The organism is Dietzia sp. WMMA184, from assembly GCF_002441635.1.
GTDB lineage: Bacteria > Actinomycetota > Actinomycetes > Mycobacteriales > Mycobacteriaceae > Dietzia > Dietzia kunjamensis.
Window position 1 is genome coordinate 44984 of record NZ_NXEI01000001.1, and the last position, 14379, is coordinate 59362.

The following is a 14379-nucleotide window of genomic DNA, read 5'->3' on the forward strand; positions in this document are numbered from 1 at the left end:
CAACTGTAAAACTACTTCACACGCACGACACTAGCGATTGAAGCTGGTGTCGAACCGCACAGGGGCAACACGATCAAGTCCACGGGTCCATCGAGTGGGTCCGACGTGGCCGACGCGCGAGAGAGGCGGGGCGCGAGCGCCAACGACGATGCCAGTACAGGAGGGGAGGCCCACTTCGCGCCGCCGATCAGGCTCTCCTTGGAGAGCCCGTATTACTCGGCTCGAGCGGACTGGGACGGGGACACCATCATCGTGAAGGCAGGATCAGCTGCTCGTAAGGCCACGCTTGAGTCGATGCCCGCTGAATCACGATCGATTCGGCGAGACTTGCTGGCCCGAGGGATAATTCGGGAAGTAGCAGGTCGCTATGTCTTCACTCGTGACTGTCGCTTCAGGAGCGTTTCGTCTGCTGCATGTCTGGTCGCGGGACGGACGGCTGGCGGACGCGCCGAATGGAAGGATTCACAGGGACGCAGCATCAACGACTTGCTCGGTGGTCCCAAGTTCAGAAGGAAGGTCTAGACCAGACGCTCGATACTGCGCAACGTGGATCAGCGTGTGTGCGATGCCCTAGCGGGGGCCGCGCCCACCCAGTGCCCAGACCAGCGCGTGCACCGCGAGTAACGGGGCGATGAGCACCACCGCGCCCCAGCCCGTGGTGGCGACGGGCACCCAGTCGTCCCACGACGCGCGCATGGCGGCGAGGAAGTCGCGGCGCTCGGGATCAGTCTGTTCGGGTGCGCAGTGCCCGGGGGCGGCGAGCTCGGGGTCGTCGTGTGAAGAGCCCGCCCACAGCCCTTCAACGTCAGAGCTGTCCGCCGTCAGTGGGAAGTCGGCGGGCCGAGGGGACTGCGAGGCGGAGTGCATGACAGGGGTTCGTCGCGGCTGGCGGGCCGGATGGCCGGTTCGGCCGGGCGAGGAGACGGCGGGTCTCCGGCGGCAGTGGTGCACCTCGTCGTCGTCGCACTTACCCCGTCATCACGGCGATCCCGGAACGTAGGCTGGCGGGGCCCGCACCACATCCGAGGCCGAGGATGCCATGGACAGCATGACGGACAGGTCGGCTCCCGCCGCTGGCGACGGACATCCCACCGAGGACGAGCGCGCCCCCCCCACCTCCCACCCGGGCCGCGGCTGCCCAGGCCGGTCCAGGGGGTGGGCTTCGGGATCGCCCGGCGGGAGACTCTCCGACTACTGCACCGGCGGTACGGCACCGCGTTCACCGTGCACCTCCCCATCTACGATCGCGCGGTGGTGATCTCGGACCCCGCGCTCGCCAAGGAGCTGTTCACCGCCCCGCAGGAGTCGCTGACCAACGTCGACCCCAACCTGGGCCGGGTCCTGGGGGAGAACTCGATGTTCGCGCTCGAGGGCACCGACCACCGCCGGCGCCGGAAACTGCTCACCCCGCCACTGCACGGCAGAGGCATCAAGGCCTACGAGGCGATCGTCGAGGAGGAGACCCGTCGCGAGCTCGACTCGTGGGTCGCCGGCCGACCGTTCGCCTCCATGCCCTCGATGACCCGCATCACGCTGGACGTCATCCTCCGGACCGTGTTCGGCGCCCGGGACGACGAGCTCGACACCCTGCGCCGCGTCATCCCGCCCATGGTCGAGGCCGGCTCGGCGGTGGTGATCACCCCGGAGCTGCCGGTACGGCTCGGCACAGTGGGCCCGCGCGCCCGGTTCACCCGATACAAGACGGTGTACGACGAGGCGATCGGCGCCCTCATCACCCGGGGGCGCCGCGACGACCGGCTCGACGAGCGCGACGACATCCTCGCGATGATGCTGCAGAGCACCTACGACGACGGATCGTCCATGACGGATGACGAGATCCGCGACGAGCTCACCGCACTCCTCGTGGCCGGGCACGAGACCACGGCGACGACACTCGCCTGGGCGCTGGAGCGGCTCAGCCGCACCCCCGCGGTGCTACGCGAGCTGGTCGCCGAGGTCGATGCCGGGGGAACCGACTACCGCAGCGCCACGATCCTCGAGGTCCAGCGCAGCCGGCCGGTGATCGATCTCGCCGGACGCAACGTGCAGGTCCCGCAGCTCGACCTGGGCCCGTGGCGGATCCCGCGCGGATACAACGTGCTGGTCGCGATCTCGCTACTGCACGACGACAGCACGCACTTCGCCGAACCCGAACGCTTCGACCCGACCCGCTTCCTCGGCACCACGCCACCGCCGGCGTGGCTGCCGTTAGGCGGCGGGACCCGGCGGTGCATCGGGGCGGCGTTCGCGGCCATGGAAATGGATGTCGTGTTGCGCACCGTGCTGAGCATGTACGAGATCGTCCCCACGACCGAGCCTGACGAGAAATGGCATTCGCGGGGGTCGCGTTCGCACCCCGTCGCGGCGGGCGGATCACCGTCCGGCGTCGGTGACGCTAGTCGGACGGCACCGGTGACGCGGCGGGGTCGCGGGGCTTGGCCTCCGGGGCCCTCGACTTCTGCCACGGCCACCGGCCCGAGATCTCCAGCTCCAACGACCAACTGAGGAAGGTCCTGATCACGACGATCGCCGCCAGCACCGCCACGCTCTCCAGCGTCGGGGTCACCGCGACCGTCTTGATGATGTCCGCCGCCACCAAGATCTCCAGCCCCAACAGGATCGACCGACCGAGGAACCGGCGGAAGTGCCGATAGGTGTCCGGCTGCCGGCTGAGCAGGCGCCACCCCGCGATGACCGTGGCCGCCACGATGCCGATGACGATCGCCGCCACACCGAGCGCGTCGATCACCTCGCCGACCGCCTCGATGTACTCCTTGGAAGGCACCCTGGACTCCTCTCACCCGGATCCGCACCGGGGCGACCCGGACGGCGTTGTCCGACGAGCCTAGGGGCCTCCCGCCGCGCGCCCGGGCGTTCGCCGATCCCGTAACCAGTTGCACTGAGACGGGTCTTGGGTACGTTTGTGGCCCACCGCCCTGGATTGATCGGCCCACGCAGATCGAACCCGCGCCAACTCGAGGAGGCACCGCACTTGCAGACGCCTACCGCAGAATCGACCACCGGAGCCACGGACCTACGTCCGAACCCGACCCACGACCCCAACGAGCACCTGCGCGACCCCGACAAGGGATACGTCGCACTGCTGGGCTGGGTGCCCAACGCCATCGACGCGCTCGACAAGTTCGACCGCCGCTACGTCGTGGTGGCACCGCCCTGGGCCGAGGAGTACTGCAGTCAGCACCAGATCCCGTACGTCCCGTGGGACTTCGAGCGGCTCAACGACCGGTCCATGGAGATCGCCGAGACGCTGCGGGACATGGGCGTCGACGTGGCGATCCCGCTGTTCGAGGAGACCGTCGAGTGGGCGGGCGCCATCAACTCGATGCTGCTCGACAACCCCACCCTGTACGGGCAGTCGCTGCTGCTGCGGGACAAGGCGCTGATGAAGCGGCGCGCCCAGCTGGGCGGCATCCGGGTGGGCATCTTCGAGGAAGCGCACGAGCGGGACGACGTGATCCGGTTCCTCAAGCGCGTCAACCAGACCCTGCTCAAGCTCGACGGCGACCCCAACGACCCGATCCACCTCAAGGCCTTCGACAAGGCCGGGTGCCTCGGCCACCGCGTCATCCGTACTCCGGACGAGGTCGACACGATCCCCGACGAGGAGTTCCCCGTCCTCATGGAGTCCCACCTCGACGGCTGGGAGTTCGCCGTGGAGGCCTGGGTCCACAACGGGAAGATCGTGTTCCTCAACATCTCCGAGTACGTCACGCTCGGCTACTCGGTGTTCGTGCCGGCCTCGCCAGAGCTGGAGAAGTACCGCCCGGAGATCACCCGGCAGATCGAGAAGCTCATCAAGACCTTCGACATCAAGTTCGGGTTCGTCCACCCCGAGTACTTCGTCACCAGCGACGGCGAGATGTACTTCGGCGAGGTCGCCTACCGGCCGCCGGGGTTCAAGGTCTTCGAACTGCTCGAGCGGACCTACGGGTTCAACGCCTACCAGGGCCTGGTGCTGGCGTTCGACCCTAAGACCACCGAGGAGGAGATCGCCGCGTTCTTCCCGCGCGAGGTCGTCGACGCGAAGGGGCACGCCGGGTGCTTCGGCGTCTACCCGCGGCGCCGTGTCGTGTCCACGCTCGAGATCCCGGAGGCGACCGAGGACCACGAGTACTTCGAATCCCACGAGCTCACCGCCCCGCTCGAGGAGACGGTCACCAAGCGCACCGCCTTCGGCACCCACTGGGGCCTGGTCTACTTCTTCGGCGACGACGCCTACGAGATGCGATCGGTCCTGCGCGCCCAGGAGGACCTCGACTTCTACGTGTGACGGCTCTGCCGGTACCGGCCCGCGGGTACGGTACGGGCTGGTGGGCGTGGACTGACGCGGGACGGACCTGCGCGGTCTGGAACGAGGCGCGGTGGGAGACGGAGAGTGGACTGAAGTGGGAAACGACGAACCCGGTACGACGCGGGTACTGGACAAGCGCGTCGCCTCCCTGACCGACGCGACCCGGGCGCTCGCCGAGGCGGGTGACGTGACCAAGGCGTCCCGTCTGCGGCGCGTCCTGGACGGGGCGCGGCTGGTGCTGCTGCAGGACGGCGGTCCCGCCGCCGTGCAGGAGATGGCCGCCGACCTCGAGGCCGCGGGGATCTTCGAGGGCACCGACTGGGACTCGCCCGCGGCCCTCATCCCGGCCCTGAGCGCCGGTACCCTTCGCAGCTCCGATGCGGACAAGGTGGTCACCGAGATCGTCAGCGACCTGCGGCTGGTCGCCGTGGCGCAGGGGCAGTACACCCACCCCGAGGTGACGGCCGAGCAGGCGCGGCAGCATCTCACCGAGGTGCTCGCCAACAACACGTCCCTGCTGTTCGGCGTGGCCACCGAGGCCGAGCGCACGCAACAGGGCCGGATGGCGACCGTCACCCGCACGGCCTTGGCGCACATCGCCTCGGAGATCGGCCTGGACGGTGTGCTCGATCAACTGGTCGAGGAGATCTGGCGCATCCTGCGCCAACGCCCCATCCAGGTGGACCAGGTCAAGCAGACCATCACCCAGATCGCGATCGCGCGCCAGGACCCGGGGGTCGACACCGGCGGCGGCGTGGGCATCGATCGGCTCATCAGCAGCATCTACGGCACCACAGAGGCCAGCCGCGAGGACCCCGGCGTGGACGTCTACCTCTCCCGACTGGAGTCCATGGACGAGGGGACCCTGCAGTACGAGGCGGCCGGGTTCGCGCGGTCAATGCACGACACCGGCCTGGTGTCGCCGTACCACCCGGTGCTCGTGCGGTTCCTGCGGGAGAAGGGCAGCTTCCTGCTGAGCGAGGCGCTCGGGCTGTCCAGCACGGGCCGGGAGAGCCTGCTGTGCTTCCACGGTCTGGTCGACGCCCTGATCGACGCGGCCGTGCACCCCGAGACCGCGCAGTCCGTCTACGGGCTGGCGCTGCTGCTCGAGCGGGGGATCCTCTTCCAACCGCCCGCCGCCCCCGCGCTGTGGCGGCTGCTGGCACTGCCGCTGTCCGGCTACGCGGCCGAGCGGCTCGCCCTCTCGTGCGGCCCCGCCCACGAGGTGCGCGTCTGGCTTCTCGCCGGGACGCTGTCGATGCTCGGTCAGCCGCTGGGCGTGGGGCAGGGCGACAACCCCACCTGCCAGTCCGCCCGGGCGCTGTCGATGTGGGCGTACAACGACCCCGACTACCTGCTGCAGATCATCGCGTGGGCGGCGCGCGACAACGAGGTGGTCATGCACTTCGAGGGCCGGCCGATCTCCTCCCGCGAACTCGACGCGGGCCTGGCCACCACGCTGCCGGTGGACCTCGACCCCGTGTCGCTGCTCGTGGTGCCGCACCTGGATCGGATCTACGCCGAGATGGGCCGTCTGTGCTCGGACCGTCCGGGTGACCCCCACCGGTGGGTCAACCCCGAGTTCCACGGCTGGTGGTCGGCCCGCGGCTTCAGCATCAACGTGGACGTCGAGTCCGGCAGGCTGACCGGGCTCGAGGACTTCCTGCGGCACTTCTACGGCAGCTACCACCCGTTCCACAACGGCAACCAGCCGCTCATCCACCCGCAGCCCGCCGGCGTCGCCGTCACCGATTCCTCCGCGCGGTTCGTCGGGTGGCACGCCATCACCATCCTGCGGGTCGCGCTGGACCCGGACGAGACCATGCGCGTCTACTTCTTCAACCCCAACAACGACAGCGGGCAGGACTGGGGCAACGGCGTGGTGGTGAGCACCGCCGGCAACGGCGAGCGGTTCGGCGAGTCGTCGCTGCCCTTCGAGGAGTTCGCCTCCCGGCTGTACATCTTCCACTTCGACGCCCTCGAGCCCGGCGAGACCGAGACAGTCTCCGCGGAGGAGATCGCCCGTGTGACCGGGCTGATCCACGGCAGTTGGGGCGCCGACCGGCTACCGGAGCTCTGAGGGCTGCCGCGGCCCGGCCCGGCTCGGCTCGGCTGATCCGGCTTACGCGCCGAGAGCGGCGTAAGGCGTCCCGACGCCGGGGTGCCGAGTGGATGCGCTGCGGGAATGGTCCAATCCGCGCGCACAACTGCCGACAAGGTGTGCAAAGAGGACGCACAAGCCTGAGAGGGATGGGCGTGAGGGGGAGCATGCGCGCGAGCGTGGAGTGGATGGAGCGGCACCAGGTGTCGCTCTACCTGGCGGGTCTCGTCCTGGGCGGGGTCGTCGGGGTGCTCGCGCCGGCGGTGGCCGGCCCGGCGGAGCTCGCGATCCAGCCCGTGCTCGCGCTGCTGTTGTACGCGACTTTCCTCGGCATCCCGTTCGCGCGCGTCGGCCGGTCCCTCCGCGACTGGCGCTTCCTCGGCACGATCCTCGCGGTCAACTTCGTGGCGGTCCCGCCGATCGTCTGGCTGCTCACGCGGATCGTCGCCCACGACCAAGTCCTTCTGGTGGGCGTGCTGTTCGTCCTGCTGACCCCGTGCATCGACTACGTCCTCGTCTTTGCCGGCCTCGCCGGCGCTGACGTCCACCGACTCCTGGCCGCGACCCCGCTGCTCATGGCCGCCCAGGTGGCGCTGCTGCCGCTGTACCTGTGGCTGTTCGTCGGATCCGAATTCGTCGCGGCGGTGGAGCTCGAGCCATTCGTCGAGGCGTTCGTGCTGCTCATCGCGCTGCCTCTCGCGGCCGCGGCGCTGACGCAGTTCGTCGCCGGCCGCGGTGAGCCCACCCGGGCCGCCCGGGCCGCCCGGGCCGCCCGGGCCAACCGAGTCGGTCGGGCGGTGGCGCAGGGCGCGGCCGCGGCGATGGTCCCGCTCATGGTCGCCACGCTCGCGCTCGTGGTCGCCTCCCAGATCAGCGCGGTCAGCGAGCGGCTCGGCGGACTGGTGCAGGTGGTCCCGGTGTACGTGGCGTTCGTCATGGTCATGGTGCCGGTGGGCATGGCGGCCGGGCGGCTGGCGGGCCTCGATGTGCCGGGCAGGCGGGCGATCGCGTTCAGTGGCGCGACCCGAAATTCCCTGGTCGTCCTCCCGCTGGTCCTGGCACTGCCCGCGGCGTTCGATCTGGCAGCCCTCGTCGTCGTCACCCAGACCCTCGTCGAGCTCGTCGCCATGGTCGTCCTCGTCCGGCTCGTCCCGCGACTCATCCCCGAGGTAACGCCGGTCACTTGACGGGCGTCGGGCGCGTGGTTCCGGTAGCTTCATAGGGTTCCCGTGCGCGACTCCGCCGGCGCCGGATTCTGCTCTCTGCTCACACCGCAATCCCAGAGGACGACCGTGACGTCTGAAGTCTCCGCCACCCCCCATGCCGCAGAGGCGGCCCAGGCCCCGCAGGGCTCCCCGCCGATGCCCGCCGCCACCGTGCGGCTCATCGCCCTGCTCGTCGGCGCCGCGTTCGTGGTGATCCTCAACGAGACCATCATGTCCGTGGCACTGCCCGAGCTCATGGGCGAGTTCGCGGTCACCGCCGCCACCGCGCAGTGGCTGACCACCGCGTTCATGCTCACGATGGCCGTGGTCATCCCGTTCACCGGGTGGCTGCTCGTGCGCCTGCCGCTGCGGTCCGTGTTCGTCATCGCGATGAGCACGTTCACCGCCGGCACCCTGCTGGCGTCGCTGGCCATGGTGTTCCCCATGCTCGTCGCCGGCCGGGTCGTCCAGGCGGTCGGCACCGCCATCATGATCCCGCTGCTCATGACCACCGTGCTCAACGTGGTGCCCGCCGACCGTCGCGGCCGCACCATGGGCGTCATCTCCATCGTGATCGCCGTCGCCCCGGCCATCGGCCCCACCGTGGGTGGCCTGGTGCTCGACGTGCTCAGCTGGCGCTGGATGTTCTGGTCGGTGCTGCCCATCGGTGTGCTGGCACTCGTGGCCGGAGCGGTGCTGATCCGCAACGTCACCGAGCCCCGGCGCATCCCGCTCGACATCCTCTCCGGCGTCCTCTCGGCGATCGGGTTCGCCGGCCTCATCTTCGGCCTCAGCTCGATCGGCGAGGCCGCCAGCGACAACGCCCTCATCTCGCCGTGGATCCCCGTGGCGATCGGCGTGGTCGCCCTGGCCGTGTTCGTCTGGCGCCAGCTCTCGCTCAAGGATTACGCGCTGCTCGACGTGCGGGCGTTCGCGTTCCCGACCTTCACAGTGAGCCTGGCCCTCATGCTCATCTCGATGATGTCGCTGTTCGGCACCCTCATCCTGCTGCCGCTCTACATGCAGCAGGTCGTGGGCACCAGCACCCTGAACTCCGGGCTGGCGCTGCTGCCCGGCGGCCTGATCATGGGCGTGCTCGGCTGGTTCGTCGGCCGCGCGTTCGACCGGATCGGCCCCCGGCCGCTCATCATCCCCGGCTCCGTGCTCGCGTCCGCCGGCCTGTGGGGGATGTACACGTTCTTCTCCGCGGACAGCTCCCTGGTCACGGTCGTCGTCTGGCACATCGTGCTCAGCGTGGGCCTGGCGTTCCTCTTCTCGCCGCTCATGACCTCCGCGCTCGGCTCCCTGCCGCCGCACCTGTACTCGCACGGCTCGGCGCTGCTCAACACCCTGCAGCAGGTCGCCGCCGCCGCGGGCACGGCGCTGTTCATCACCGTCATGACGCTGGGCATCGTCTCCGGCGCCGAGTCAGGCCTGGGCGACGTCGCCGCGCAGATGACCGGCGTCCACAACGCGTTGCTGCTGGGCGCGTGCATCTCGCTCATCACCGTGGTCGGCGTGTGGTTCGTCCGCAACAGCGCGCAGACCGAGGGGCCGGCCTCGGCGCCGAAGGCCGAAGGGTCCGAGAACGCCACGGCGCAGGAGACCGCCTCGGCGTAACCGGCCGAACGCCCGCCGCAGTGACCCACGCCATACCCTGGATGGCGTGAAGGTTGATCTGACGGTCCTGGCCATCCCGGCGTTCGTCGGGGCGATGGCGGCCGAATACGCGTGGCAGAAGCGCAACCCGGCCGTCGGGGAGCGGGCGGGGGACTACGAGTTCGCCGACACCATGGCGAGCCTCTCGATGGGCGTGGGAAGTCTGCTCGCCCCCTACATCTCCGCCACGGTGCTCTCGCCGCTCACCCCGCGGACAGGCCGATTCGCGAAAGGCGTGATGGGCCTGTCCCTCGGGGCGGCGGCCGTGGCCACCGCCGGAGACGTTCTCCGACGCCATCGCGGGTCGGGTCTGGGTGAGGCGGGGTCGTTGTCGTCGTCCTCCGGCCCCGGTCCCGACGCAGACGGTGACACCGGCGCGGCGGTCCCGCCCGCCCTGCGTCGGATCACCGGCGGCTCGGCGGTCACCGCGGTGGCCTCCACCGTGGTGATGGTCTCCACGCTGTGGAGCGCGCAGACCGCGAGTTCGCGGCTCTTCCGGACGTCCCCGCTTGACCTGGGGTCCGGGCCGCTGGCGTACGCGGTAGGGATCCTCGGTTGGGACCTCATCTACTACTGCAACCACCGCCTCGCCCACGAATCGCGTTGGCTCTGGGCCATGCACGTCGTGCATCACTCGAGCGAGCGCTACAACCTGTCGACGGCGCTGCGCCAGCCCGTCGCCGAGGCGCTGACGATCTACGTGCCGTACGGGTTGCTCTCGCTGCTCGGGGTGCGGCCGGCGATCGTCATGGACGCCCGCGCGATCAACCTCATCTACCAGTTCTGGGTCCACACCGAGGCGGTGCGGTCGATCGGGCCGCTGGAGAAAGTGCTCAACTCGCCCTCGCACCACCGCGTGCACCACGGCAGCAACCGGCGGTACCTCGACCGCAACCACGGCAGCATCCTGATCATCTGGGACCGGCTGTTCGGTACCTACGAACCCGAGCGCGAGGACGTGGTCTACGGGCTGACCACCAACATCGACACGTTCAACCCGCTACGGATCGCCACGCATGAATGGGTCGCGATCGGGCGCGACATCTTCCGCGCGCAGACCTGGCGCGACCGCGCGGGGTACCTGGTGCGCGGGCCGGGGTGGGCCGGGGCGCGGAGGGCGTAGGGCCCGGTGCAACGCGGACTCAGACGAGTCGGCGACCGACCATCCCGGCGGCATCGTCGAGCACAGCCCGGAACAGGGCGTCGTCGCGCAGTTCGAACCACCCCAGCGCCGCCCCGAACATCAGCGTCATCGCCTGCTCGGCCACCAGCACCACGTCGGCGTCCCACCGCAGGCCCGCACGCTCGGCCAGGCTGCTGAGCAGGGTCACGATGATCCGTCGGTACTCCTGGTGGGACTGCGCGGCGAGAGCCCGCAGCTGCTCGTCGCGGGCCGCCATCAGAGACAACTCGAAGTAGGCGATCTCGGTCATCGGATCGGCGAGGACGGAATCCGCGTAGGCCGCGAAGAGTTCGGCCACGGCGGCGGTCACGTCGTCGGGTCCGTGTACCGGCCGGTCCTGCTGCGTCTGGACCAGGTCCGACAGGTGCGTCAGGTCCACACGCAGCACCGAACGCATCAGCTCGTCCTTGGAGGAGAACGCGTAGTGGACGGACCCGTGGGGCACCCCGGCCTCCTTCGCCAGGGCTCGAGTCGTGAGCGCCCACGCCCCGTCCCGCGCCATCACCGTCACCGCGGTCTCGGTGAGTTCCCGGCGGCGCTGTTCGATCGGGACCTGTGCTCGGCGAGAGTCAGCCACGGTTCACCTCCGACGTGGCGGAGTCCGCACGCGCGGCTGGTGGCATGTACGGCAGGTTCGCCTCCTGCGCGCCCGCAGCTGCGGTGGCCGCGGCGTCGTGCGCCTCTACCGGCGCCGCCCCGGCTGCTCCGGCTGCTCCGACCGCTCCGGCCGCTCGCGACTCCGAACGCAGGCCGCGCCAGGCCAGCACCAAGGTGATCGCCGCCGTCCCGATGCCGATCGCGGCCACGAGGTCCATGCCCGCCAGGAAGGCGGAATCGGCGATCTCCAGCAGACGAGCGCCGCCGCCGGGCAACGTTTCCGCGATCTCGTGGGCGCCAGCCAGGGTCTGGGAGGCGGCGTTCGCGGAGTCGGCATCCATGCCGGGCAGGGTAGCGGTCTCGACCACGCGGCTCGAGTACACGGCCATCCCCGCGGTGCCGAGCACGGCGGTGCCCATCGCGCCGCCGAACTCGTAGCCGGTCTCGGAGATCGCCGCGGCGGCGCCGGCGCGGTCACTCGGGGCGGCAGTGAGGATGACGTCGTTCGTGAGGGTCTCGGCGAGGCCCACGCCGATGCCGAACAGGGCCGACAGGAGCGTGAAGAGGAGCATCGTCTCGGCGGTGTCCAACCGGGTGCCGATGACGAACCCGACGATCACGAGGGACAGACCCGTCATGATCACGGTGCGCACCGAGACCGTCCGCGCCAGGACCGGGGCCAGAAGGGTTCCGACGACGGCGGCCACCGCGAGCGGCAGCATCCACAGACCGGCCTCGGCCGAGCCCATGCCGCGCACGAGCATGAGGTACTGCGGGAGGAAGAACATCAGCCCCATGAACGCGAACACCGAGATCACGTTGATCGACACCGCCGAGGAGAACGCGAAGTTCCCGAACAGGGACACGTCGATCATGGGGTTCTCGCGGCGGCGCTGACGGGTCACGAACCAGACCAGCGCGGCAGCACCCAGAACGAAGGCGACGAGCACCGCCCCGTCGATTCCCTTCACACCGGTCTTGAGGGCGTAGACCAGGGAGATCATTCCCGCGATCGAGAGGATGACGGAGGTCGGGTCGAACGGGCCCGGGTTGGGGTCCTTCGCCTCGGGGAGCAGGAACGGGGCGGTGAGGAGGAACAGCGCGATGACCGGGACGTTCAGGAGGAAGACCGAGCCCCACCAGAAATTCTCCAGCAGCAGCCCGCCGACCACGGGGCCCAGTGCGGCGCCGCCGGAGAACGCGGTGGCCCACACGGCGATGGCGGTGCGTCGCTCGGTGCGGTTCGGGAAGATCGCGCGGATCAGGCCGAGCGTGGAGGGCATGAGGGTCGCGCCGCCGATGCCGAGCAGCGCACGGCCGACGATCAGCATCTCCGGACTGGTGGAGAACGCGGCCACGAGGGAGGCGACGCCGAACAGGGGTGCGCCGATCATGAGGATCCGTTTGCGGCCGATCCGGTCTCCGAGTGAGCCCGTGAAGATCAGCAGGCCCGCGAGCAGGAACGAGTAGAGGTCGATGATCCAGAGCAGTTGGTTCGACGTCGGCCGCAGGTCTGCGGACAGCGCGGGCACGGCGATGCCGAGCACGGACATGTCGATCGAGATCAGCAGAACGGGAAGGACGAGGACGAGCAGGGCCGTCCAGCGGCGTGCGGGGGACACGGGTGCCTCTCCAGGGCGGTCGGACTGCGGGCGGTGTGCACGCAGCGATGCCGGGGCGATCCGCACCCGGCGAGGATCATCCTGACACGAGGTTGGCCACCTGGCCAACCTCTCTTGGCCAGGTGGCCAGAAGTGTGGGGAATGCCACCGTCGGGAGCGCTCGCGGTTCGCGCACTTGGGTCATTCCGCTGCCGTCCGCGAGGGTGCTTCCTAGGGTTCACCCATGAGCGGACGCGCGCGAGGGGCAGGACATCCGACGATCATCCGGAGGGCGCTTCGACTGCTCCTGGCGCTCGTCCTCGCCGTGGCGGTGGCCCCGCAGCTGCAGCCGAGCGCAGCGGCCCAGCCTGGTGGGCGACCGGCCGCACCGGGCTCCGGCTTCCACTGGGGCGTCGCCACGTCGGGCTTCCAGGTGGAGGGCTCGAACCCGGACTCCAACTGGAAGCGGTATGTCGACGCGACCTCGCTGACGGGTCAGACCGACCCGGTGGGTGACGCGGTGGACTTCTGGAACCGCTATGAGGAGGACATCGCCAACGCCGCGGCGATGGGCGTGAACACCTTCCGGCTGAGCGTGGAGTGGGCGCGGATCGAACCCGCGCCGGGGGAGTACGACGACGAGGCCCTCAGACGCTACGACCGGATCATCGACACGGTCCGCCGACATGGCATGACCCCCATGATCACGATGGTGCACTTCGTCTACCCCGGGTGGCTGGCCGACCGGGGCGGGATGCTCGCGGACAACGCAGTGGAGTCATTCGGCCGCTTCGCCGACCTCATCACCGGCCGGTGGGCCGGCGACGGCACCATGTGGGTGACGTTCAACGAACCCCTGGTGTTCTTCAACCACGAGATGACCATCGGCCGGGTGCAGGTCACGGACTTCTCCCGCTTCCTCGACACCATCGAGGCCGCCCACCGGCTCGGCTACGCGGCCGCCCACCGGGCGGACCCAGACGCGATGGTCACCATGAACGAGGCCTACCTGCCGCTGGCCACCGAGTTCACCGACACGCTGATCGGGGACCGGGTGGCCGACGTCGTGGACTACGTGGGCATCGACTACTACTACGGTGTCGCGCTGAACAACCTCACCGCCATCAACGCGGCGTGGGACGACTTCGCGGCCGTGCGGCCACAGCCGGAGGGGATTTACGAGGCGATCACGCACTACGCCCACGCCTACCCGGGAAAACCGATCTACATCGTGGAGAACGGGATGCCGACTCTCAACGGTGGGCGCGCAGACGGGATCGAGCGGGGCGACTTCCTGCGCGACACGGTCTTCTGGCTGCAGCGGGCCGTGGCGGACGGCTACCCCGTGATCGGCTACAACCACTGGTCACTGGTCGACAACTACGAATGGGGCGACTACTCGGCGCGGTTCGGGCTGTATCGGGTGGACGTGCTCACCGACCCGACGCTGACACGCCAACCCACGTCGGGCGTCGACGCCTACCGCGAGATCATCGCGGGCGGGGGAGTGCCCGACGGATACCGTCCGGTGCTGCCGTCTGCGTGGTGTTCGCTGGCCACGATCCCGGACAGCTGCATCGGGCCGGTGTCGGCAGAAGGGCCCTTGACGACGCTGGCAGGGCGATAACAGGATTGACCTCACACGCGATTTCCCTAGTGGACCCGCCCGTTGACCACGAGAGGACCGATGAGATGTTTCCCGCCGGCTCGATCGAGAATCC

11 protein-coding genes and 1 pseudogene are annotated in these 14379 nt (G+C 69.5%); 8 read left to right on the forward strand and 4 right to left on the reverse strand.

Annotated features, from left to right (window positions below; genetic code table 11):
* Positions 1-294 precede the first annotated feature (294 nt).
* Positions 295-522, forward strand: coding sequence for a DUF4357 domain-containing protein (locus tag CK206_RS20690; RefSeq protein ID WP_371607048.1), 228 nt, complete (start codon positions 295-297; stop codon positions 520-522).
* Between the two features lie 48 nt (positions 523-570).
* Here the strand turns inward: CK206_RS20690 and CK206_RS00190 are convergent, their stop codons facing one another.
* On the reverse strand, positions 571-867 hold the full coding sequence (locus tag CK206_RS00190; protein ID WP_096905148.1) for a hypothetical protein: 297 nt from the start codon (positions 865-867) through the stop codon (positions 571-573).
* 267 nt (positions 868-1134) lie between these two features.
* On the opposite strand from CK206_RS00190, the pseudogene CK206_RS00195 reads away from it, so the two are divergent.
* A pseudogene (locus CK206_RS00195) lies at positions 1135-2393 on the forward strand (cytochrome P450).
* Between the two features lie 2 nt (positions 2394-2395).
* On the opposite strand, the gene CK206_RS00200 reads toward CK206_RS00195, so the two are convergent.
* On the reverse strand, positions 2396-2785 hold the full coding sequence (locus CK206_RS00200) for a DUF1622 domain-containing protein (RefSeq protein WP_096905149.1): 390 nt from the start codon (positions 2783-2785) through the stop codon (positions 2396-2398).
* 207 nt (positions 2786-2992) lie between these two features.
* On the opposite strand from CK206_RS00200, the gene CK206_RS00205 reads away from it, so the two are divergent.
* From CK206_RS00205 to CK206_RS00225, 5 genes are all read left to right on the forward strand, one after another.
* Positions 2993-4291, forward strand: a complete 1299-nt coding sequence (locus tag CK206_RS00205; protein WP_253002037.1) for an acetyl-CoA carboxylase biotin carboxylase subunit family protein — start codon at positions 2993-2995, stop codon at positions 4289-4291.
* A gap of 115 nt (positions 4292-4406) precedes the next feature.
* Positions 4407-6392, forward strand: coding sequence for a hypothetical protein (locus CK206_RS00210; RefSeq protein ID WP_096905150.1), 1986 nt, complete (start codon positions 4407-4409; stop codon positions 6390-6392).
* Between the two features lie 188 nt (positions 6393-6580).
* Positions 6581-7600 (forward strand): arsenic resistance protein, encoded by a 1020-nt coding sequence (locus tag CK206_RS00215; protein WP_096907195.1) that lies wholly within the window; start codon positions 6581-6583, stop codon positions 7598-7600.
* Positions 7601-7705: 105 nt separating this feature from the next.
* Entirely contained in the window at positions 7706-9238 is a 1533-nt protein-coding gene (locus CK206_RS00220; protein WP_096905151.1) for an MDR family MFS transporter, read from the forward strand.
* 46 nt (positions 9239-9284) lie between these two features.
* Positions 9285-10400, forward strand: a complete 1116-nt coding sequence (locus tag CK206_RS00225; protein ID WP_096905152.1) for a sterol desaturase family protein — start codon at positions 9285-9287, stop codon at positions 10398-10400.
* A gap of 19 nt (positions 10401-10419) precedes the next feature.
* On the opposite strand, the gene CK206_RS00230 is transcribed toward CK206_RS00225, so the two are convergent.
* Positions 10420-11037 carry a TetR/AcrR family transcriptional regulator gene (locus tag CK206_RS00230; RefSeq protein ID WP_096905153.1) on the reverse strand — a complete coding sequence of 206 codons (618 nt, stop codon included), beginning with the start codon at positions 11035-11037 and terminating at the stop codon, positions 10420-10422.
* Positions 11030-12679, reverse strand: coding sequence for an MFS transporter (locus tag CK206_RS00235; RefSeq protein WP_096905154.1), 1650 nt, complete (start codon positions 12677-12679; stop codon positions 11030-11032). The genes CK206_RS00230 and CK206_RS00235 overlap by 8 nt, the downstream gene beginning before the upstream one ends.
* A gap of 223 nt (positions 12680-12902) precedes the next feature.
* Between CK206_RS00235 and CK206_RS00240 the strand changes: the two genes are divergently transcribed.
* Positions 12903-14285 (forward strand): family 1 glycosylhydrolase, encoded by a 1383-nt coding sequence (locus CK206_RS00240; protein ID WP_096905155.1) that lies wholly within the window; start codon positions 12903-12905, stop codon positions 14283-14285.
* Positions 14286-14379 lie beyond the last annotated feature (94 nt).